Raw genomic sequence first — 20,123 nt, 5'->3', positions numbered from 1 at the left:
GCTAACCGTCGATTCCGATTTTTGATTTACGCTGAACTGATTTACCCTGAACTGTGTAAGTAAGCATGCTACTCGACACTTTTTTATCAACCACTACTGAGCGTTTTGTAGTGATACAAGGTGAAAACCTGCGACCCAAGGAGCATTCTTTGCGTACCATTCCCACATTATTAGTGAGCTTAACAGCCCTCACCCAAAGTATGTTTGCCATAGCCGCGCCGACGCCGCTCACACCGCAGACGGCCGAATACCAAGTCAATTATGGGGATATCGAACTCGGTAAAGCCAAATACACGCTGCCCAATCCAGAAGATGGGGTGTATAAGTATCGTTTTGACAGCGATCTTAGCCTGTTATTGCTAACCGATGTGCGCCACATCTTGAGTGAATTTACTCAAGAAAATAGTCAACTCAGCCCTTTGCGTTACTTACAGCAGCGCCAAGGTGTCGGCCCTAATTACACAGAGCAAACCGCGTTCGCCAAAGCGCAGGGCTTTATTCATACCCGTTATAAAGACGAGAAAGGCAAATTCCCCTATGAAGGCGAGATTTTCGATCCGCTAATGGTGCAATTGCAATTCAGGCTCGATATGGCAGCGGGCAAAGAAGCGCTCAACTACAAGATGGTCAAAGACAACGAACTGGATGAATACAAGTTCCATGTGATTGGCAGAGAACGGATGAACATCGACAGTGGCAGTTACGACACAGTCAAAATTGAAGTGGTGCGTGACAATAAAAAGCGCCAAACCTTCTTCTGGATGGCACCGGATTTAGCCTACCTGCCCGTGCGGTTAACACATTTTGAAAAAGGCAGTAAGCAGCTGGATATTAAGTTACTTAAATATCACTTCGATGAAGTTGTGAGCCAAGAAAGCGCGCCTGCAGATATTGCTGAGCAACCGCAAGTACCAAAACTGCTCGGTACGACAGAAGGTTAACTGGCAAAGCATTGAGTTAAGTTAAGGAAATCAACTTAGCTCAATGATACAAAGCCTTAGCTGAACTCACACCGATAAAACCAAACCGAAGTTATACCGAACCGAATGAATATCTAACCGAGCTAATATTTAACCGAACTAATATTAACGGAATCTAGGGCCAGCCTCTAATGTTCGGTTAATGCTCATAGCTAATAGTTCATAGCTAATAGTTCATAGCTACTAGTTCATAGCGAACAGTTCATTACCGCATGTTCGTTGCTAATGGTCTATCACTAACCATTCATTGCTAGAAGATGTGTTGGATACTGACTCAATCTTTTTAAAAAGTGACCTGAACAAAGCAAAATCAGCCGCAAATCTGCTCGCCCCCTTTTTTTAGCACAGGTGTTAGCACTGTTGGATAACATCAAAGATCGATTAACAGCTCGCCTAATCTAAACAACTTCCAGTTGCCGGGCTGCATGACATGCCACTGTTCGTTCTCAGTTAATGGACGAGTCGCAATCACAGTCACGACATCGTGGGCCGTGGTTTCCTTATCAAAATCAATCACCACATCGGTGTCGATAAGTTTCGCTTTGCCAAACGGCGCGCGGCGAGTGATGTAACATAAATTGTTACTGCAATAGCTCATCAAATGCTCGCCATCGCTCAATATCATGTTGAACACACCTAAGGCACGGATTTGCTCGGCCAACGTTGCGACATAATGGAACACAGCCAGCATATCTTCGGGTTTAGTGCCGCCAAACTTCTGGGCAACTTGTTCCAAAATCCAGCAGAACGCGAGTTCGCTGTCAGTATCGCCAACGGGTTGATAGCGCGAGACGTTGAACTTAGGCAGATAGTCCGTCAATTGGCCATTGTGGGCATAGGTCCAATAACGTCCCCATAATTCGCGGGTAAAAGGATGAGTATTCTCTAAAGACACACAACCGCGATTCGCTTGGCGAATATGGCTTATCACCACTTCACTTTTAATCGGGTAGGATTTGATCAATTTTGCAATATGCGATTCGCTACTCGGGCAAGCATCTTTAAAAGTACGGCTGCCTTTGCCCTCGTAAAACGTAATACCCCAGCCGTCCACGTGGGGACCTGTTACGCCTCCACGTTGTGCTAATCCCGTAAAACTAAACACAATATCGGTTGGCACATTGGCGCTCATCGCCAGTAACTCGCACATATTTCTCGCCCATCATCAATCAAAAATCCACTTGTTGGCATTGTAACTAGTTGATGACATTTGTGGAATGATCAAAGCTGACAAATAATTTAAACAATTGTTTGAAAAATACTTGTATTAAAATTGTCTTAGGTTTAACTTTTATGCGACACAGGTCTGACCACAAACTATAATTGTGATCGCAATCAACAAAACACTCTATGACCTGTGGTTGGCACTCGGTCATATTTAAGGAGAATTACAGTGACTACCCTACTTTGGATCATCGCCATGATCTTAGTGCTAGGAGCCCTAGCTTACCTTCGGGTATCTTTGCTCACTGCCACTATTGCAGCCGCTGTTGTGATGACAGCAGGATGGACACTCGATGTTGTCGGCCCTATCTCTTGGATCATTTTCCTTGTGGTAGCCTTGCCGTTAAATATCAGTGCATTTAGACAAAATGTGATCAGTCGTCCACTGATGAAGGTATATCGCGGCATCATGCCGGAAATGTCTTCAACAGAGAAAGAAGCGATTGAAGCCGGCACCACTTGGTGGGAAGCCGATCTGTTTGCGGGTAACCCTAACTGGAAAAAACTCCATAACTACCCAGTTGCGCGTTTAAGTGCAGACGAACAGGCATTCCTCGATGGCCCTGTTGAAGAAGTGTGCCGCATGGTGAATCAACACCAAGTGTCACATCAACTTGCCGATCTGCCAGCCGACGTATGGCAATATCTGAAAGATAATGGCTTCTTCGCCATGATCATTAAGAAAAAATACGGCGGTTTAGAATATTCAGCTTATGCCCAATCGCGCGTGTTACAAAAACTCGCAGGTTCGAGCAGTGAGTTGGCATCCACTGTTGGTGTGCCTAACTCTTTAGGCCCTGGAGAGTTGCTGCAACATTACGGCACGCCAGAGCAACAAAACCATTATTTACCGCGTTTAGCCAAAGGATTAGAAGTACCTTGTTTCGCACTGACCAGCCCAGAAGCCGGTAGCGATGCAGGCTCTATTCCTGACTTTGGTATCGTGTGTAAAGGCCAGTGGGAAGGTGAAGAAGTTCTGGGTATGAAACTGACCTGGAACAAGCGTTACATCACTTTAGCCCCTGTCGCGACAGTATTAGGCTTAGCCTTTAAACTGCGCGATCCAGAACATCTACTTGGCGATAAAGAAGAACTTGGCATTACTTGTGCTTTGATCCCTACCGATATGGAAGGAGTTGAAACCGGTCGTCGTCACTTCCCGCTCAACTGTATGTTCCAAAACGGTCCAACACACGGCAACGAAGTATTCGTGCCATTAAGCTTCATCATTGGCGGCCCGAAAATGGCAGGTCAAGGCTGGCGCATGCTGGTGGAATGTTTATCAGTGGGCCGTGGTATCACACTGCCATCAAACTCAGCTGGTGGGGTTAAAACCGCGGCACTGGCAACGGGTGCTTATGCTCGCATTCGTCGTCAGTTCAAATTGCCTATCGGCAAGCTTGAAGGTATCGAAGAGCCAATGGCACGCATCGGCGGTAACGCTTATCTGATGGATGCGGTAACCACGTTGACCACTACAGGTATCGACCTAGGTGAAAAACCGTCGGTTATCTCTGCGATTGTGAAATATCACCTGACAGACAGAATGCAGAAATGCGTTATCGATGCCATGGATATTCACGGTGGTAAAGGCGTGTGTCTTGGCCCCAATAACTACTTAGGCCGTGGCTACCAAGCTGCGCCTATCGCGATTACCGTTGAAGGCGCAAACATCCTGACCCGTTCTATGATCATCTACGGCCAAGGCGCAATTCGCTGCCATCCGTACGTGCTTGCAGAAATGGAGTCAGCATTTGATACCGAATCGGGTCAAGGTTTAGCTAACTTCGATGCGGCCATCTTTGGTCACATTGGTTTCGCGACCAGTAACTTCATCCGTAGCTTCTGGTTAGGTCTGACATCAAGCCGTTTCTCTAACGCGCCTTACTCAGATAAAACCAAGCGTTATTATCAACAAATGAACCGTTTCAGTGCCAACCTTGCCCTGCTCTCTGACTTAGCCATGGCAACCTTGGGCGGAAACCTAAAACGTAAAGAGCGTATTTCTGCCCGTTTAGGTGACCTACTGAGCCAACTGTATCTGGCATCTGCCACGCTGAAACGCTATGAAGATGAAGGCCGTCAAACCGACGACTTACCATTAGTGCAATGGGCGGTTGAAGATGCGCTGTACAAGTTACAAGCCTCGTTAGACGATTTGCTGGATAACTTCCCTATGGGTCTTGGCGGCGCATTACGCGTGGTGATGTTCCCATTCGGTCGTCCACTGAAACGCCCAAGCGATGTGTTAGATCATAAAGTCGCTAAGATCATGCAAACACCGTGTGAAAGCCGTGACCGTTTAGGTAAAGGCCAGTTCTGGACCAACTCTGAGCATAATGCTGTGGGTATCCAAGAACAAACGCTACTGGACATCATTGCATCTGAGCCTCTGCATGACAAAGTCTGTAAAGCGAGCGGTAAACGTCTACCCTTCATGTGGTTAGATAAAGTTGCCGCTGAAGGTAAAGCACTAGGCGTACTGAGCGACGATGAAGTTAACTTGCTAGAGAGAGCGGAAATCGGTCGTATGAAGTCAATCAACGTTGATGACTTTGACCCTGCTGAACTGCGTCCTGAAGTGGTTTCTACCTCTTCACAGGAACGCGCAGCGTAATCCACTCAGTAAGATTTAAACCAACAAAAAAGGAGGCTAATTAGCCTCCTTTTTTATAACAAGTCTATCTGCCTCCGTCACGAATCAACCGCTCAATATGATACAAGCTCAATCAGATAAAGCGTCACAACCAGATGACGAAAGCTATTCAGCGTTAACATAGCTTATCCTTTATCCTGCAAACGATGTCGCATAACAGCTAGTACCGCGGAACAAAAATAACAATGTAATGGCGTGAAGACAGTGCCAAGCGTTGTGCTTTAAAACTAAGAATACATCGTTAATACAAGCTTAAATACACTGTGTAGCGTATCAATACTTACTGCAAACGAGGCATAGTAAGAAGTGACTTATCAAGCTTCAAGGCAACACCCACGCTACGCCCAGCGAGATTAGGAACAGAATAATGAGCAGCACTGCCGAGGAGAATCGCACATTCTGGCAGCGTCAATCCATAATCTAGTTGTAACCACTGAATAAGCCCTGTTGTCGCCGAACGTAATGCCTCATCTAATGATCCCGCCTGACCTAAGACCATGATCTGATCCGGTGATTCAACACGCGGCATCGCTATCGATTTAGCCTTGATCACATCAACCGTGAATTCAACATCCATAGAAGTTTCCAACGCATACTGCGAGGTTTCACCATCCCCTTGCAACGCATGAGCGTCGCCAAGATAAAGTAAAGCACCAGGTTGTTGCACGGGTAAATAAACAATATTGCCTTCAACTACTTCGTTAAAGTCCATGTTGCCTCCAAAGCGTCCGGTATCACCCGTAGATACAGGCGCAGAACCAAAACCTGGTGCAACAGCCAGCCCACCTAGCATAGGCCGTACTTTAATTGTGTAGTCTTTTAAATGCTCAGTTGGCGTTTCCAAGCTCGCCATTCCACGCTCTCTGTCCAATTTCCAGCGCACAGGCTTTCCAAGTTCGTCCGCTTGAGTCGCAAAACCTGCCCCCAATGCTCGCCCTACTATCGCATCCAAGCTATCAGCATAATCTCGATTCAATCTAAGCCGATTTATCCGTATGACTAGCGTATCTCCTGGCGCTGCGGTGGCAATAAAAAAAGGGCCAGTTTGTGGATTTCCAAATAGAGCCTTAGTAACGCCGTGCTCATCGACCCCACCCGAGTCAATCGTTTTTGTTTGTACTGTATCCCCAGGCCAAATCGTGAGGACGGGTGTGCGATGAGGATCAAATAGATTGGAATAGTTTGTCGGCATGAATTCATAACGCCGCGGTTGGCCTTCTGGACGCGTGGCTATTTTCCTTGCCGAAAAGGCATGTTTCACCCGAACTTTTGGATGATTGGTATCAGGAAAATCGGCAATACCTTCAATGGTATTATCCTGCATCTTGCCCTCATAGTGATAGACCGCGCCATTCGCATCTGTGCTTTCAAAGGTAAGACTTGTACCTTGGCGATGTCCGCTCAACTTGTCACCGTCTATATCGCCACTGAGATTGTCACCCTTGGATGTTAATGTCAGTGTGCCATACACAGGATTACCCCAGAGATCCGCTGTTAGTAGCCATTGTTCAGCTGCGTGCGCCTGTCCAAACACCAGACTCAAGCACATGAGTGTGGAACATTTCAACATCGGTATTCTCCAGTTTAACTTGCGAATATGAGAGTGAGTTTGTCGTATCAACAAGATAAAACATGGCAGTAATACCTTATGACATGCTCAAGTTAACTCTTTATCATGTTATCCACCACACCCTTGTCTGCTTCGTCATTTATTACAGTGTTAGCGTCTGATTTATCGAGCCTTAATTGCTCAGCCTCCTCTTCCGCTTTTACCTTCGCTAAAGCGGCTTCTGCAGTAGCTTTCTCTTGGGCTTCCTGTGCTTCTCGCTCTGCAATCGCTTGCTGTACTTTGGCTTCTTCTAAGGCTTCAATCGGCAACAGGCTAATCAGCTCAATACCATTCGGGAACACAGTATCGTTGCCTGACACTACGACGACCTTACCTTCCTTGGTTAAATAAACCAGTGGCATAGCCGTTTCACCGTAACGCTTACGGAAATGCTCAAAGCTGAAGTTTTCGGTTAAATTGGTCACTTTAAGCTGAGCGCCCCTCGCCATCAGGCTTGCTATCTTGGCATAGGACACGGCATCACCAAACAGACATAAACGCTGCTTATAAGTTTCAGAGAGCTGGTGGCGCGCACTGCCCACTTCGGTATTATTTAAGCCAAAGACCTTCTTAGTGCCAAAGAAATCTTGAAAATGGAAACTCACTAAAGGGTTTAATTGTCGATAAGGCGAAATGATCAACACGCGGCCAATCCCAGTTAAATCCATATAGGTTTCAGCATGTTCCGATGCGGGATTGCCAAAATACACTGGGATATTATCCATACGAGCTAGGCGAATGTTATCCCAGTTATTATCAGCCAATAGCACTTTGACATCCTTGGCTTTTAAAATTTTCGCTAACTCACGGGAAAATTTAGAAGCACCGAAAATCAATAAACCTTGGGCAGAATCGGCTTTGACACCAAGGAATCGCGCCCAACGTCCCGCGGTTAAACTTTGGATAACGACCGTGCCGATAATAATTAAAAACACTAAGGGCACAATCGCATCGGCGCCTTGCACATTGTTGGCTTCTAACTTAATCGCAAACAATGACGATACCGCCGCAGCGACTATGCCTCGCGGCGCAATCCAGCATAAAAACCACTTATCGGCCCTCGACAAAGAGGTGCCGATACCTGAAACCCAAATACTCAGCGGCCGCGCTAACAACATAGTGACCGCTAAAACGCCTAGTCCACCCCAACCTAAATCGAGCATAGCATTAGAATCTAATCTTGCCGCCAATAAAATAAACAGTGCCGAAATCAGTAGTACGGTTAAGGTCTCTTTAAACTCAAGGATTTCAGCAATATCCACACCGCGCATATTGGCAAGCCAAATGCCCATAACGGTCACAGTCAGTAGACCCGACTCTTCCTGTAATAGGTTCGAGCCGACAAAGATGCCGAGCATTAAGGTTAAGACTGCGGTATTACGCAAATAATGTGGCAACAGGTTGCGTCTTAATATTTGCCCAGTGAGGTAACCTGCTGCCGCTCCAAGTCCTAATCCTAGAGAAAGCATTGAACCTAGGGCATAAAGCACATGCGTTGTCTGATCGCCTGAAACTGTAATATATTCAAAAACTAATACTGCGAGCAGCGCGCCTATTGGGTCAATGACTATGCCTTCCCAGCGTAAAATACTCGCCAACTGGGATTTGGGGCGCACACTTCTAAGCATAGGCACGATAACCGTCGGTCCCGTTACCACCACTAATGCGCCAAAGAGGAGTGCAATTTCCCAACTAAAATCGAGTAAATAAAAGGTGGCCGTGCTGATACAAGCCCAAGTGATCACAGTCCCTATGGTCACAAGATGCGTCACCATACGACCATGATCTTTGATTTCTTTAAAGTTGAGAGTCAATGCGCCTTCAAACAAAATCACGGCAACCCCGAGAGAAATGATCGGAAAGAGTAAATTGCCAAAAATAGCATCGGGATTAAGGAAGCCAAGTCCGGGGCCTAGGGTGAGTCCACAAAGCAGTAAAGGCAAAATCGCCGGTAACCGCAGTTTCCAACCAAGCCATTGACAAAAAAGCGATAACACCCCAATCAGCGCTAACATACCCGTGATTTGTTCAACCATAAAAAATCCTTTAGGTGAGGAAAACAATGAGCTCGCATTATCTTTAATGAAATAGATGACATGAGCATGATAATGGCTCGGGAATTATCTATTTCGCTTAACAATAGCAGCAAATGCATAAACGCTATAAAGTTTATCGAAGACTGCATGACCTAAGTGAAACCAATGCGCAACAGCGATGGACTGCAAGCTGCAGCGATTTTACGCAGCAATTATTTGATGAAAAAGATAGAAATAAAAAGGCCTTACATTGCTGTAAGGCCTTTTTATTGATTTGGCGGAGCGGACGGGACTCGAACCCGCGACCCCCGGCGTGACAGGCCGGTATTCTAACCAACTGAACTACCGCTCCAAATTTTTCCATATCCAACATCTGACGGGTTTCAAAACCCGCTAACCTCAGCCTGATAGGCCGCTGGAGCTAAAACAGAAATAAAGATAATTCAACTGACTTATCAAGGCTTCTGCTTAAGATGCGAAGAATAATACGGTTGAGCCCTGCGGGCGTCAACCGTTTTTTTACTTAGATTTATCATTTGATTAAAAAAAAACCAAATCAATTTCCGACCTTGATTTATGTGCCAAATATCGCTGCTACGCCCTAGTTCAAAGTCATAACTCAAACACATCAGCGACACTTGGCTAACGATCTTTATCCGCCTCATCTGGCATAGTGAGATCGATTTCATCTAATGACGGCGCAGCTGCTGGATTCGCCGATGCTTCCTCCAATAAACGTAACTCCGCGGCAGCTAAGGCCTGCGCTAAACTTTGGCGTTTACGCCACACAATTAATCCCACGACGCCCAAGACTAATAAGATAGCGTTGATCGTGATGATCCAGAACATGGCATCTTTCTTCGCAAGTTCTTCTTCCTCTGCGGCTTTTTGTGCAGCAACGGCGGCCAACTCTTCAGCGCTTGGTGGTGGCTCTGGCGGCTGAATTAAGTTGAAAAACAGCTCTGGCAAATCCAGTACGATTTCTCGACCCGTAATCGTCGTCGTCGCCACGAAACCTTTAATTCGATAACTACCAAACTCAGTCACAGTCGGTAAATCTAATTCAGAGTCCGGCTCAGTAAGGCCATTAACGGTCAAAGGCAGTTGTAAGCCCGCAGGACCCACTAGCTCAAAGGAAAAATGCGTTTCAGCTAGCTGCAGCACAGCACTATCGACGTGCAACATGATTTTCCATTGCCCCGTTAACGGATCGTCTGGGGTAATGACTTCTAAATTAATTGGCCGCGGCGATAATCTAAACGGAAATGAAATCTGCCGCTCAAACACGTTGTTGCGAGCCTGTACCACAAACTCATAATCCCCCCAAGGCTGCTTTACATTGATATTGCTGGTAAATACGCCATCATCGGGTTTTTCATCATAATCTTCACCATTGTCTTTATAGGAACCGACAATAATGTCACCCGCGGCAAAGTTCTCATCGCCGGCCCTGTGCTTACTCACAAAATGAGCCGTCCATTCCACCAGAAAGTCGAGTCCCGGCATGCGCACACGCTGAGCATCACCCATCAACTGGGCGACAATTTTAACTTGCTCACCTTGGAATAGCGGCTGCGGCAAAGGCTGCACTTCGATTTCGAGTTTAGAGAGTTTTTTGAGGGTCGAACCCGGGACGACTTTACCCACCAACTGCCAAGGTCCAGGCATAGGCGACTCAATGTAAATAATATCGCCGGTAATGCCATCGACCCACTTAACGGTTTCGGGATGGCGATTGGCGTACCATTTACTGCCATCGGGCAACACAATGACTACCGGTGCAGAGCCGTATTCACGCTCCACTAACAGCGTCATGTTATCGACCATATGGTCGATGCGAAAACGGTTTTTAAGCTCAGAAGCCGTCTCCAATCCTATAATCGGCGCGGCCTTGGGCGGCTTGACGACTTTTTTAGCGGTTTCAACCTCGACGGCCAATACAGACGTCACACTGGCAAACAGCGTAGTGACAACAAGGCAAAGCGCTAAAATGGGTTTATGGCGCGACATCGGCATAGTGATTTTTCTATCCTCTCCAGAGGCATTTGCCTGATTTCGCGACTAAATCAAGGCGTTGTTCATGCATAGTCAATTCATCGGCCGAAGCGCCGATCACTTTAAGGTTAAGTGATTGCGGATCAAAACGTTGAATCCCCCCCGCTTCCTGCCCCGCTTCCTCGTTAGACAAATTAAACTTTGTCTGCCCGCCGGTCATGATCAGATAAACATCGGCGAGGATCTCGGCATCGAGCAAAGCACCGTGATATTCGCGGCGCGACGTATCCACGCCATAACGCTTACAGAGGGCGTCAAGGTTGTTTTTCTGACCAGGATGCAGGAACTTAGCGATGACTAAGGTATCGAGGATCTGACAAATATCAGCGGTTTTTGGTCCACGCGGCTGCAACAGTGAAAACTCATGATCCATGAAGCTCACGTCGAAGTTCGCGTTATGGGCGACGATTTCAGCGCCGTCGATAAAGTTGATAAAGTCTTGAGCAACTTGATGAAAACGCGGCTCTTTGGAAACGCGCTCATCGGTAATACCGTGAACGGCGATGGCTTCTGGATCGATTGCTTGACCTGGATTGATATATTGGTGGTAATAACGCCCCGTCAAACGACGGTTCACCACTTCCACACAACCTATCTCGATGATCCTATGGCCTAAATAGATGGCGCCGCTGCCCTGGTTCATACCTGTGGTTTCGGTATCCAAAATAACCTGACGGTTAGCGTTAGAGATAATATTCATTTTTTTATGCGCTTCTTATGACAATTTTTGGTTATACTCGGCCGAAATTCCCGGCTATGGTAACAATTTGATGACTGAACTAAAACTGATCCACATCTTCACCGACGGCTCTTGCTTAGGCAATCCCGGTCCTGGCGGCTATGGCATTGTAATGAATTATAAAGGCCATACAAAGGAGATGTCCGACGGTTTTGCGCTCACGACCAATAATCGCATGGAATTATTAGCCCCGATCATAGCGTTAGAAAGCTTAAAAGAGCCTTGCCAAGTCGTGCTCACTAGCGACAGCCAATATATGCGCCAAGGCATAATGACGTGGATCCATGGCTGGAAGAAAAAAGGCTGGATGACATCAAACCGTACCCCAGTCAAAAACGTTGACCTGTGGAAACGTTTAGATAAAGCCTCACAGATGCACACTATCGACTGGCAATGGGTTAAAGGTCACGCAGGACACGCCGAAAACGAACGTTGCGATGTATTAGCTCGCACCGCGGCAGAATCTAAACCGACCCAACCCGACTTAGGCTACCAGCCTTAACCCTGTGGCCCTTACTTAAACAAGCTAAGTTAGAACAAACTAAGTTCATACAAGCTAAATTCGAAAAAGTAAGTTCGAAAAGTAAGTTCTATGCCATCACGCCTAAGCTAAACACTTAGGCTTGATGATTTATTTCACTATTCATCTCACCGTAAACCCACAGTTCAAATTAACCGCTTAAGCTCACTGCATATGGCCATTGCTATCAAACGGCTTATTTGGTTCCACGCCTGCGATATTGAAAAAATTCTCACAGAACTGCACAAAAGCTTGGCCAAGGGATGTCGCCTGACGGCTCTTATGGGTGATGCGATAAAACTGCCGCTCCAGCACTAATCCCTCAATCGTGACTAACGCCAACTCTTTGCGGCTGATTTCTTTCTCCAGCGCCAGCTCAGATAATACCCCAAGCCCAGCACCTTGTTTCACCGCCAGTTTGATTGCATCCGGCGTAGTAAAGCAGAATTTGGCTTCTGGCTGCATATCCAACTCATTGGCGGCATTGACAAAATACTCACGAGTGCCCGAGCCTTCTTCACGTAACACCCATGAATGGCCTCTCACTTGCGCCGGTTTAACCACTTTCCCCGCCAGAGGATGCGCCTGATGACAAAACACCAGCAGCCTATCCTTATGCCAAGCTTCAACACTCAAGCGATTATCGGTGCAATGACCTTCAATAAAGCCCATTTCAGAGCGGAACTGCGCAACCGCTTGGATCACATCTTGAGTATTTGTGATCGCCACATCCACATGGGTTTGAGTGTGCTGCTGACAAAATGCCACTGCGGCTTTCGCCATCAGATAGTTACCAATGGTCGAACTGGCACTGATACTTAACCGCCCAACCAAATCGCCACCATGATAGGTAAATGCCTGCTCAATTTGCTCGACACGGTGCAATAAATCCGTCGCCAGTGGCAACAGTAAATTGCCCTGCGAGTTCAGCTGTAATCGATTGCCAATGCGCTCGAATAGGCGGGCATTGAGCTGTTTTTCTAACTCAGCCAAGGCCATAGAAGTGGCCGGTGGTGATAAATTAACCTGCTCCGCCGCCTTTGCGACTTGGCCGCTACGCGCCACAGCCTCAAATACCGCCAGTTGTCTTAGGGTGATCCGCATATAAAAACCTGTACTTAAAATGGAAAAGGCTTATCCGTTTTTCGAATGCTTTGATAAATGCCCTGAACGTCCCGCGGTCGGTGCCGTGGTCCAATTTGTCTGCCGCACCTTACGTTTATCGCGGATAGGCGTGAGTGGCGACTCAAGTTTGCGTGCCACAATCAAATACAAACTGCCCGCGCTAGGCAGCCATGACGCTAAACTCTGTTGAAAAAATTTACCTTGGTTGAAATCACCCATTAAAGGGTGATAGACCAAACGTTCATCGCCCACCACTTGATAACCTAATAAACCTAACCAATCTCGCACCCTTGATGGCATAAAGAAGCGGCCATTCCATGGGAGACAATCCTGATACTTAGGCCATAACTTACCCAAAAATACTGGACTCAAGGGATTAAAACCGATGATAAAAAGATAGCCTCCGGCGATGAGTACCCGATCGGTTTCACGAAGAATACGGTAAGGATCGGGTTCAAATTCGAGCAATAGACTCATCACCACCGCATCTATCGCCGCATTCTGCAGGGGTAAATGGCAAAAATCGCCTTCGATCGAGGCGCCTTTGGATGGTGAGAGTGAAAAATGATGGGCGACTGGCGATGCCATGCTCGACAATTCGGCACTCAAAGGCCCTAATTTTAATAAATGATAACCAAAGACTCTTGGCCACCAATCTTCAAGTTGTTTAGCAACGGCTTGTTGCAACGCCTCACCATTGGGTAAGTCGCTCCATTGTTCGGGTTTGAGCTCAGTACTAAAATGCGACACAGAGTTCCTCCGTTAGCTTGGTAGACAAGTATCCAATTGGGTCAAAGATTACTGCCATTTAGCCATAGGGCAAAAGCGGCAAAGGTCGCCAAGGGCCGTTCACTCATGGATAATACCTTTATCTTCGAATTGAAATACAGACATAGGCGGTTCTATGCTCACTATAACAGCGATCAAAGCCTTTAATGACAATTATATCTGGGTGTTACAACAACAGCCCCATACACAGGTTTATGTCGTCGATCCCGGCGATGCGAGTGTGGTTATTGACTATCTAGAGGCCAATCAACTCACGCTAGCGGGCATTTTACTGACCCACCACCACAATGACCATACGGGTGGCGTCGCTGAACTTCAAGCCTACAGTCAAGACAGGCTCACAGTCTTTGGCCCAGACAATGAGAAGATTAAAGGCATCACCCATCCACTGCACGCAGCAGCGCAGCCCAGATTTACACTCGACTATATGAGTGGCGAGCTGCAAGTCTTGGATGTACCGGGGCACACAGCAGGACATATCGCCTATGTTATTGCAGATGCCTTATTCTGCGGTGACACCCTCTTTAGCGGTGGCTGCGGACGCTTATTTGAAGGTACGCCAGCGCAAATGCTCAACTCACTACAGCAACTTGCCCAGCTTCCCGCCGACACTCGGGTGTATTGCGCCCATGAGTACACACTTTCAAACCTCAAATTTGCCCTCGCAGTCAATCCCAACAATCGCGCGCTGCAAGACTATAACGAACGCGCCATACAGTTGCGTCGCCAAGACAAAGCGACTATCCCCTCCTCCATCGCTTTAGAGCGCGCCATCAATCCCTTTCTACGTGCCAGCGACACTGAGATTGTTGACAGCATAAAACAGCATTTTAGCGATCTAAATCATGCCAATTTAGACGAACTTGGCGGTTTTACCCTGCTCAGACAGTGGAAAGATAATTTTTGATCACAAAAGCAATATTATAGTTTGAAATTTAAACAGTTTTTCCCATTTTTGATGATGTAAATCAAAAATGGCCTTACATTATGTACGATAATTAAGGGACAAGATCGAAAAGATCCCATAGAATGGCTCGTTTTGCGTGAAAACTTTGCGCGCTGCGTCGTCTTTATCTTCATATAAAACATACTGTTACTATAAAGAAAAGCTATGCACTAACAGAGGACTACCGTTTTCAATGAGAGTATCACTTTATGTTGTAGGGGGATTTGCCCTACTCACAGGTTGTCAGACATTAGACAACCATGGCGTTAATCAGACAGAAGTTGAAGCCGTCACAACCGAAAATACAGTCCCAGAATATTACCTCGCAACTGAGGCTCCGTCGGCGCAAATTACCGATGTGTGGGAGCGAATTCGTCAAGGTATGCAGTTACCGGTTCCAGATCAAAAATTGGTAAACCAATATCGCGATTGGTACATCAAAAATCCGCAGCATCTAGAGATCATCTCAGAGCGTGCTGCACCTTATATGTACCTGATCGTGGAAGAGCTTGAAAAGCGTCATCTTCCGATTGAGATCGCCCTATTACCTATTATAGAAAGCGCCTTTGATCCATCGGCGTCTTCAGCAAGTGCGGCATCGGGTTTGTGGCAATTCACCACGCCTATGGCCAGCCATTTCGGTTTAGAAATGAACTGGTGGTACGACGGTCGCCGTGATGTGCCCGCTTCAACGACTGCAGCGCTCGACATGTTGGAATATCTTTACGATAAAACCAATAACAATTGGCTTTATGCTATTGCGGCCTATAACTCGGGTGAATCTCGGGTGCTCAATGCGATTAAAAGTAACGAGAAGAAAGGCTTAAAAACTGACTTTTGGTCATTGGATTTACCCAGTGAAACCGAACGCTACGTGCCGCAACTGCTCGCGCTGGCCGAAGTCATTAAACACGCCGATGAATATGGCATCACTTTAGCGCCAATCAGCAACAATCCTTCAATTGAAGTGGTTGATATTGATAGCCAAATTGATTTAGCCATGGCGGCAGGTTTGGCAAACATGACCACACTTGAGCTGCAAAAGCTCAACCCTGGTTATAACCGCTGGGCCACTTCGCCACTGGGGCCGCACACCTTAGTATTGCCGATTGATAAATCGGAAGAATTTAAGAAGGCGCTCGCCGAAACAGAAACCGAAGATAGGATCAGTTGGCTACGCTACACGATTAAATCCGGTGACAGTATTGGCAAAATTGCAAAGCAGCACCACACGACGATTAATGCAATTCGCGCCGCTAACGGCATGAAAAACAATACCATAGTCGCGGGTAAGCATTTGATTATTCCTGTCGACGCGCAAGACAAACAGCTCTATGCCCTGTCGACTCAGCAACAATTGCCGAAGAAATCGCACGCTGCGACTGAATCGACAAAAATTGCCTATCTGGTTAAGTCTGGTGACACACTTTCTGAAATCGCCCAAGCCCATAAAGTGACCGTGAAACAACTTAGCGTTTGGAACAAATTAGGTAAGAGTGACAAGCTACAAAATGGCCAAAAACTGGTGATCTTAGCGCCGAAAAATCTTGAGCAAACTGCGCAAATTCGCACTGTGAGTTATAAGGTCAAATCCGGTGATTCACTCGCCCGTATCGCCAGCAAATTTAACGTGACTGTGGCCGAGCTATTAGAATGGAATAGCCTAGCGCAATCACAATATTTGCAACCAGGCCAAGTGATTAAATTAGTAGTCGATGAAAGTAAGTTAAACGCATAAGGCTAAACAGGCACATAGTTCGAACTGATTGGTGCAATATAAACCCTTAGCTAGATTGAGCCACTGATAACAAAAAGGCAGCAACCCTATCGGATTGCTGCCTTTTTCTATTATGAGCCTGCTCTATTATAAGATGCGGCGTTATTCCATCGTCAGTAATAAGACAACAGGCGCCATAACGACGGCATCAGACTCTAATGCTTTAGCGGCAAAATGCGCTTCTAAACGAGCGCCATCTGCGGGTATTCCAGCAAACGCTTTGGGTGGAATGCTAAAGGAAGTGCTGATCACTTTCCCCGCTGCCAATTGGCTATCGCGTAACGCTTGGGTAAACATCATATCATCGGACCATGCCCACAGACGTTTGCCCTCTTGCGTTACCAGCCACAAATCCGCCGTCATCCCTGAGTTATAACGCAGGCCGACGGCATAGGTTTGTGGATTGGTCACAGTCAACGTCGCCTTAACTGGCTGCTTAAAATCCACAAATGGCTCTAAGGCTAACTCGCCGCGAAGCAGTCCTGGCGTAGCATCAGTCGTCATAGGTTCAACCTTTAATGTCGGTGTACTTTTAAGGCCTGAAACATCGAGCGCAAGATCGGCAGCGCGAACGATCTCAGGCTGAACCGCCGCGGCTGTTGTCGTCTCGCCCTTGGTAGACGGACTCATGTCAGCAGCTTCAGGCGCCGAGCACCCAACAAGTTGCCCGCCGACAAAAGCACTCGCGCAAACAAGCAATGCGTAGCGCATTGGAGCAACCATTAGAAACCTCCTAGTTTTTTCAGTAAGGAGTCTTTTAATTTTTCCTTAGCTTTGTCGGTTTCTTCTTTTAACTGATTATTCAGTAACGCTTTAGTATCCAAGGCATATTCAGGTTTTTGGAAAGTCCCGGTAATAGCCAACGGAATGTCAATTCCAGCCAGCGCATCTTTGTCGCTACCGCCCTGACCTTTTAATGAATTCACTAGGCTAGTAGTCAATCTGTAGTCTAAGGCTTCAGTCAATAAATTCGCCGTACCTTTGCCCGCCAAACGCAATAAAGGTGAAGACATAGAAAGATCTGGGTTAGTAGCAACGCCATTATCCAGCGAGAAACTACCAGTCAGACTCGAGAAGTCGGTTTTGCGCTCTTCCTTGGTTTCTGGCGATAAGTCACCCTTTAACTTAGCTTGGGCGCTACGGATCATCTGCGGTATGTTAACCCCGTACAAAGCCCCGTCATTAATATCAAAATGGCCATTGGCTAATAGATTTTTCTTTAACTGCTCAGGGATCAAACTCTTACCTTTACCTTTCACATCAAAGTTGGCTGTACCCGCCAGTAAATCCACATCCGCCGCATCTTTCAGCAAAGGACGAATTTGTACACCCGTCACTTTTTTATCGAATTGATAACTTGCCACCGCTTGACGTGCATCGACCTGAGCGCTCACCAGCAACTTACCTTGGTATAAATCCGCATTAAGTTTCGTTAGATCTAACACGCCATTTTTAATCCCCACATCCATCAACCAATTTTGAGTCGACAGGTTAGCAACCTTAATAGACTTAACGGCCAACTTGAGTTTTACATCAAGCTGCTTTAGGGCAGAGAGATCAGGCTCAACTGCCGGAGTGCTGGCAGCGGGTGCTTGTTCTGTTGCGGCAGCGGTCTCCGTTTTAGGTAACAGCGTATCTAAATCAATATCGCCGACTTGAAAATCAGCATTGATTTGCGGAATTTTTGTGGCGTAATTCACACCAACTTTACCTGCAGCGGTAATGCTCGCCGCGTTAAGCTGCGCAATATCGACGGACAATTGCTGTTTATCCAACGCGATTTGCGTCGCTAAGCTAATCGATGTTTCGAGTTTCTTATTGGGAATACTTTCACCTTCCACCACAGTGTCAATTTTGAGTCCATTGACGACGAGTTGCGTAAAGTCTCGGCTTAGTTTTAGCTCACCTTTACCTTCGCTGCTTACCGTCATGTCCGGCATAGTTGCACTAAATTCAAAGGCAATGGGCGCAAATTGTTCTAAAGCGAATTCACCTAAGGTGAAGCTTTTTAAGGTAAAGACTTGAGTTTGCTTTTTCGCTTCGTCAATCATATTAATTTGGGTATTGGTGATTGAAATACCGCCAATATTAATATCGTTCAGTTTGGCATTTGAGGAAGTTTCGGCCGCAGGAGTTGCAGCTTTCTTACTATTATCACCACTTAATCCATCAAAACTGCTGGTGCCATTCTTGCGAGTCACTAAATTAATGGTTGCGCCATCGAGACTCAGCTCCGCAATTTCAATTTGCTGACTAAACAATGGCATCAACGCCACTTCGGCAACGGCTTTGTTGACTTCTAACATAGCCTTAGGGGTAAAGCCTTCAGGATTAGATAAAGACACGCCCCCTAAATTAATGCCGATAACAGGGAAAAAGGTCCAGGATAAATCGTCAGCGATGACTAATTCTCGACCCGTTTGTTTTTTGACGGCATCGACTATTTCAGGTTTAAAATCATTAGGGTCGAAAAATACGGTGAGATACACTGTGACTAAAAGAATGAGCGTCACCACTAAGGCCAGGAGCCACTTAATGAATTTCATATAAATATCCTTATCAAAAACAACTTGAATTTAAAGCAACTAATTCATTTAAAAATGCAAAGTTCAACATCTCATCACTTACTGCAATACCATTTTCATCGGCATACAGCATCATACCGGGCGTAACCATCACGCCGCCCATATCTACTGCAACATTAATTTGGCCTTGATCTAACTTCTCGGTTTTTATCGGCATGGCCCCTAAGGCATAAACACCTAAACTAAAAGTATTTAATCGGGCTACATCACGAACACAACCATTGATCACTATCCCTTGCCAGCCATTATCTAGCGCGCTTTGCGCAATGAGATCGCCTAACAATGCGCGGCGCAGAGAGCCGCCCCCATCGACAACCAAAACTTTTCCTTGCCCATCCTGTGCAAGTATTTCTTTTACCTTAGAATTATCTTCAAAACACTTGACTGTGACTATCTCGCCCCAAAAGAGCCGCTTACCGCCATAGGGTTTAAATTCGAGGGGAAGTAACTGTAATTTAGACGGATAGTGGTCAAATAAATCTGGTAGTAGATCAAGCATTTGAATCTCCATAATAGCCTATCACTTTAGACTACCCATAATTGTAGACCCCGACAAGGTCAAAGCAAAAATCAGCGAATTTTTTATTTAATTTTAACCAGCAAAGGCTTGGTGTATATTGGCATAGGCACTATAATCTGCGATAGTTAACGTCCTATGACACCCTTTAATGTTTCATAAGAAAGTTTCATCAATCTGTTCTCACACCTCTTTGTTATAAAGCGAAAACCAAATGACTACTGATCTTGATTTACAGAGCGCAATCGCGGCTCTAGATGAATATGGATATGATAAAAAAGTCTCAACGGATCTTGAGCAAGCACGTAACAAGCAACAAATGGGTAAATATATTAAATCCCTCGACTATAGTTTACGTCGATTATTGATATTGCAAGAAACAGTTAACGAGTTAGTTGAAGAAAAGAAACATCAATTAGCCCAGCAAGAAAACATTCAAACCTACAAAACAAAAATCATTAACTTGTCGAGAGAATTTAACATTTCTTACGATGAAGTCTTAGCGTTGATGACATCATCTAAATCTAAAAATTAAACATAACGCTATTCTGCTCTATCATTAAGC

Annotated in this window: 16 protein-coding genes and 1 tRNA gene; 6 read left to right on the top strand and 11 right to left on the bottom strand. The window is 46.1% G+C overall.

What is annotated here, in order from left to right; genetic code table 11:
- The first annotated feature begins 149 nt into the window (after nt 1-149).
- On the top strand, nt 150-941 hold the full coding sequence (locus tag FW758_RS11775) for a DUF3108 domain-containing protein (RefSeq protein ID WP_446445478.1): 792 nt from the start codon (nt 150-152) through the stop codon (nt 939-941).
- 409 nt (nt 942-1,350) lie between these two features.
- On the opposite strand, the gene FW758_RS11770 is transcribed toward FW758_RS11775, so the two are convergent.
- Entirely contained in the window at nt 1,351-2,130 is a 780-nt protein-coding gene (locus FW758_RS11770; RefSeq protein WP_006081496.1) for a class II glutamine amidotransferase, read from the bottom strand.
- 243 nt (nt 2,131-2,373) lie between these two features.
- On the opposite strand from FW758_RS11770, the gene fadE reads away from it, so the two are divergent.
- Nucleotides 2,374-4,821 carry an acyl-CoA dehydrogenase FadE gene (gene fadE / locus FW758_RS11765; protein WP_446445477.1) on the top strand — a complete coding sequence of 816 codons (2,448 nt, stop codon included), beginning with the start codon at nt 2,374-2,376 and terminating at the stop codon, nt 4,819-4,821.
- Between the two features lie 319 nt (nt 4,822-5,140).
- Here the strand turns inward: fadE and FW758_RS11760 are convergent, their stop codons facing one another.
- The 5 genes from FW758_RS11760 to dnaQ form a co-directional block, all read right to left on the bottom strand.
- Nucleotides 5,141-6,430 carry an acetamidase/formamidase family protein gene (locus tag FW758_RS11760; protein WP_446445476.1) on the bottom strand — a complete coding sequence of 430 codons (1,290 nt, stop codon included), beginning with the start codon at nt 6,428-6,430 and terminating at the stop codon, nt 5,141-5,143.
- Nucleotides 6,431-6,522: 92 nt separating this feature from the next.
- Nucleotides 6,523-8,505 carry a cation:proton antiporter domain-containing protein gene (locus FW758_RS11755; protein WP_446445475.1) on the bottom strand — a complete coding sequence of 661 codons (1,983 nt, stop codon included), beginning with the start codon at nt 8,503-8,505 and terminating at the stop codon, nt 6,523-6,525.
- Between the two features lie 275 nt (nt 8,506-8,780).
- Nucleotides 8,781-8,857, bottom strand: a tRNA-Asp gene (locus FW758_RS11750).
- Between the two features lie 290 nt (nt 8,858-9,147).
- On the bottom strand, nt 9,148-10,521 hold the full coding sequence (locus tag FW758_RS11745; RefSeq protein ID WP_446445474.1) for a TIGR03503 family protein: 1,374 nt from the start codon (nt 10,519-10,521) through the stop codon (nt 9,148-9,150).
- A 10-nt stretch (nt 10,522-10,531) separates the two neighbouring features.
- On the bottom strand, nt 10,532-11,260 hold the full coding sequence (dnaQ, locus tag FW758_RS11740; RefSeq protein ID WP_011846728.1) for a DNA polymerase III subunit epsilon: 729 nt from the start codon (nt 11,258-11,260) through the stop codon (nt 10,532-10,534).
- A gap of 70 nt (nt 11,261-11,330) precedes the next feature.
- Here dnaQ and rnhA point away from each other — a divergent pair, with 70 nt between their 5' ends.
- Nucleotides 11,331-11,801, top strand: a complete 471-nt coding sequence (gene rnhA / locus FW758_RS11735; RefSeq protein ID WP_006081489.1) for a ribonuclease HI — start codon at nt 11,331-11,333, stop codon at nt 11,799-11,801.
- A gap of 183 nt (nt 11,802-11,984) precedes the next feature.
- On the opposite strand, the gene FW758_RS11730 is transcribed toward rnhA, so the two are convergent.
- Together FW758_RS11730 and FW758_RS11725 are read right to left on the bottom strand one after the other, a co-directional pair.
- On the bottom strand, nt 11,985-12,923 hold the full coding sequence (locus tag FW758_RS11730; RefSeq protein ID WP_446445473.1) for a LysR substrate-binding domain-containing protein: 939 nt from the start codon (nt 12,921-12,923) through the stop codon (nt 11,985-11,987).
- Nucleotides 12,924-12,953: 30 nt separating this feature from the next.
- On the bottom strand, nt 12,954-13,694 hold the full coding sequence (locus tag FW758_RS11725; RefSeq protein ID WP_126492044.1) for a class I SAM-dependent methyltransferase: 741 nt from the start codon (nt 13,692-13,694) through the stop codon (nt 12,954-12,956).
- Nucleotides 13,695-13,848: 154 nt separating this feature from the next.
- Here FW758_RS11725 and gloB point away from each other — a divergent pair, with 154 nt between their 5' ends.
- Together gloB and FW758_RS11715 are read left to right on the top strand one after the other, a co-directional pair.
- Nucleotides 13,849-14,640 carry a hydroxyacylglutathione hydrolase gene (gene gloB / locus FW758_RS11720; protein WP_446445472.1) on the top strand — a complete coding sequence of 264 codons (792 nt, stop codon included), beginning with the start codon at nt 13,849-13,851 and terminating at the stop codon, nt 14,638-14,640.
- A gap of 232 nt (nt 14,641-14,872) precedes the next feature.
- A complete protein-coding gene (locus FW758_RS11715; protein ID WP_446445471.1) occupies nt 14,873-16,417 on the top strand; it encodes a LysM peptidoglycan-binding domain-containing protein in 1,545 nt (514 codons plus the stop codon).
- A gap of 141 nt (nt 16,418-16,558) precedes the next feature.
- Here FW758_RS11715 and FW758_RS11710 read toward each other — a convergent pair whose 3' ends face one another.
- The 3 genes from FW758_RS11710 to FW758_RS11700 are packed head-to-tail and all read right to left on the bottom strand — an operon-like array spanning nt 16,559 to nt 19,540.
- A complete protein-coding gene (locus FW758_RS11710) occupies nt 16,559-17,179 on the bottom strand; it encodes a BsuPI-related putative proteinase inhibitor (protein WP_446445470.1) in 621 nt (206 codons plus the stop codon).
- A complete protein-coding gene (locus FW758_RS11705) occupies nt 17,179-19,002 on the bottom strand; it encodes an AsmA family protein (RefSeq protein ID WP_446445469.1) in 1,824 nt (607 codons plus the stop codon). Before FW758_RS11705 ends, FW758_RS11710 begins: the two co-directional genes overlap by 1 nt.
- Before the next feature lie 13 nt (nt 19,003-19,015).
- Nucleotides 19,016-19,540, bottom strand: a complete 525-nt coding sequence (locus tag FW758_RS11700) for a putative 4-hydroxy-4-methyl-2-oxoglutarate aldolase (protein ID WP_446445504.1) — start codon at nt 19,538-19,540, stop codon at nt 19,016-19,018.
- A gap of 232 nt (nt 19,541-19,772) precedes the next feature.
- Between FW758_RS11700 and FW758_RS11695 the strand changes: the two genes are divergently transcribed.
- Nucleotides 19,773-20,093, top strand: a complete 321-nt coding sequence (locus FW758_RS11695) for a hypothetical protein (protein WP_006081481.1) — start codon at nt 19,773-19,775, stop codon at nt 20,091-20,093.
- The last annotated feature ends 30 nt before the right edge of the window (nt 20,094-20,123 follow it).

It is taken from the genome of Shewanella sp. 1180_01, assembly GCF_052850535.1.
The sequence above is the reverse complement of the archived record's forward strand: the minus strand, read 5'-3'. Positions and strand labels throughout refer to the sequence as shown.

Excerpts from the sequence above, each read along its gene's own strand:
- rnhA (WP_006081489.1), top strand. The coding sequence starts at position 11,331 with ATGACTGAACTAAAACTGATCCACATCTTCACCGACGGCTCTTGCTTA.
- FW758_RS11760 (WP_446445476.1), bottom strand. The coding sequence starts at position 6,430 with ATGTTGAAATGTTCCACACTCATGTGCTTGAGTCTGGTGTTTGGACAG.
- FW758_RS11710 (WP_446445470.1), bottom strand. The coding sequence starts at position 17,179 with ATGGTTGCTCCAATGCGCTACGCATTGCTTGTTTGCGCGAGTGCTTTT.
- dnaQ (WP_011846728.1), bottom strand. The coding sequence starts at position 11,260 with ATGAATATTATCTCTAACGCTAACCGTCAGGTTATTTTGGATACCGAA.
- gloB (WP_446445472.1), top strand. The coding sequence starts at position 13,849 with ATGCTCACTATAACAGCGATCAAAGCCTTTAATGACAATTATATCTGG.
- FW758_RS11695 (WP_006081481.1), top strand. The coding sequence starts at position 19,773 with ATGACTACTGATCTTGATTTACAGAGCGCAATCGCGGCTCTAGATGAA.
- FW758_RS11700 (WP_446445504.1), bottom strand. The coding sequence starts at position 19,540 with ATGCTTGATCTACTACCAGATTTATTTGACCACTATCCGTCTAAATTA.
- FW758_RS11755 (WP_446445475.1), bottom strand. The coding sequence starts at position 8,505 with ATGGTTGAACAAATCACGGGTATGTTAGCGCTGATTGGGGTGTTATCG.
- FW758_RS11705 (WP_446445469.1), bottom strand. The coding sequence starts at position 19,002 with ATGAAATTCATTAAGTGGCTCCTGGCCTTAGTGGTGACGCTCATTCTT.
- FW758_RS11770 (WP_006081496.1), bottom strand. The coding sequence starts at position 2,130 with ATGTGCGAGTTACTGGCGATGAGCGCCAATGTGCCAACCGATATTGTG.
- FW758_RS11715 (WP_446445471.1), top strand. The coding sequence starts at position 14,873 with ATGAGAGTATCACTTTATGTTGTAGGGGGATTTGCCCTACTCACAGGT.
- FW758_RS11745 (WP_446445474.1), bottom strand. The coding sequence starts at position 10,521 with ATGCCGATGTCGCGCCATAAACCCATTTTAGCGCTTTGCCTTGTTGTC.
- FW758_RS11730 (WP_446445473.1), bottom strand. The coding sequence starts at position 12,923 with ATGCGGATCACCCTAAGACAACTGGCGGTATTTGAGGCTGTGGCGCGT.